Source organism: Mycobacterium sp. SMC-4 (assembly GCF_025263265.1).
Taxonomy (GTDB): Bacteria; Actinomycetota; Actinomycetes; order Mycobacteriales; family Mycobacteriaceae; genus Mycobacterium.
Genome location: NZ_CP079879.1, coordinates 1 through 1,489, shown reverse-complemented (window position 1 = coordinate 1,489; position 1,489 = coordinate 1). Strand labels below are relative to the sequence as shown.

Here is a 1,489-nt window from a genome sequence, read left to right as displayed (position 1 = left end):
GAGCAATGATCAGAACCTGTGGATGAGCCTCGGTGAGGGGGCGTGAAAGTGGGCGCACCTTCCCGAGGATGATCTGAATATCCGAAGGTCCGATCATGAGCCGGCGTTGGCGCGCTGGTTCGGGAAGGTACGCCCATGCTCACCGTAGTTCACGATGCCATCGAGGCCAACGAAAGCACTGGCGGTGCTGGTCGGTCGTTGTTGGACGAGATCGTCCGCGACGGCGCCCGTCAGATGCTGGCCGCCGCGTTGAAGGCTGAGGTCGCCGCCTACGTGGCCCAGTTCGCCGATCAGCTCGATGAGAAGGGGCATCGGCTGGTGGTCCGCAACGGCTATCACCAGGCCCGCGAGGTGCTGACGGCAGCCGGGGCAGTTGAGGTGAAAGCACCGCGAGTCAACGACAAACGCGTCGACCCCGACACCGGTGAGCGGAAACGGTTTTCCTCGGCGATCCTGCCGGCCTGGGCACGCAAGTCACCGCAGATGAGCGAAGTGCTGCCGCTGCTGTACCTGCACGGGCTGTCCACCAGCGACTTCACCCCCGCTCTGGAGCAGTTCCTGGGCTCGGGTGCCGGGCTCTCGGCCACCACGATCACCCGGCTGACCAGCCAGTGGCAGGACGAGGCCCGCGCGTTCGCCGCCCGGGACCTGTCGGGCACCGATTACGTCTACCTGTGGGTCGACGGCATCCACCTCAAGGTCCGCCTGGACCAGGAAAAGCTGTGTCTGCTGGTGATGCTCGGCGTGCGCGCGGACGGCCGCAAAGAGCTCGTGGCGATCACCGACGGCTACCGGGAATCGACCGAGTCGTGGGCTGATCTGCTGCGCGACTGTAAACGACGCGGCATGACCGCACCCGTGCTCGCCGTCGGCGATGGCGCACTCGGCTTCTGGAAAGCGGTACGCGAGGTGTTCCCGGCCACCAAAGAACAGCGGTGCTGGTTTCATAAGCAAGCCAATGTGCTTGCCGCCCTGCCGAAATCAGCGCACGCGTCGGCGTTGTCGGCGCTCAAGGAGATCTACAACGCCGAGGATATCGACAAGGCCCAGGTCGCGGTCAAGGCCTTCACGGTCGACTTCGGGGCCAAGTACCCCAAGGCGGTCGCCAAGATCACCGACGATCTGGACACCCTACTGGAGTTCTACCACTATCCCGCCGAGCACTGGATCCACCTACGCACGACAAATCCGATCGAAAGCACCTTTGCCACAGTACGTTTGAGAACCAAGGTCACCAAGGGGCCGGGATCACGTGCGGCTGGTCTGGCCATGGCCTACAAGCTCATCGACGCCGCCGCGGCCCGCTGGCGTGCCGTCAACGCACCACACCTGGTCGCCCTGGTCCGCGCCGGCGCGGTCTTCCACAAGGGCAAACTGCTCGAACGCCCCACCGAAATCACCCCACCGACACCGCCCTCAGACGGCGATCAGCAAGCCGGAACGGAGGTCGCCTGAAACACGCCGATCCACAGGTATTGACAATTCCTCC

General features: G+C 64.4%; 1 protein-coding gene. It reads left to right on the top strand.

The features are described 5' to 3' along the window. The first annotated feature begins 135 nt into the window (after positions 1 to 135). Positions 136 to 1,455 (top strand): IS256 family transposase, encoded by a 1,320-nt coding sequence (locus KXD98_RS28385; RefSeq protein ID WP_064961518.1) that lies wholly within the window; start codon positions 136 to 138, stop codon positions 1,453 to 1,455. Positions 1,456 to 1,489 lie beyond the last annotated feature (34 nt).

What these genes read in the sequence shown, in the direction of transcription:
- KXD98_RS28385 (WP_064961518.1), top strand. Translation starts at nt 136, where the DNA reads ATGCTCACCGTAGTTCACGATGCCATCGAGGCCAACGAAAGCACTGGC.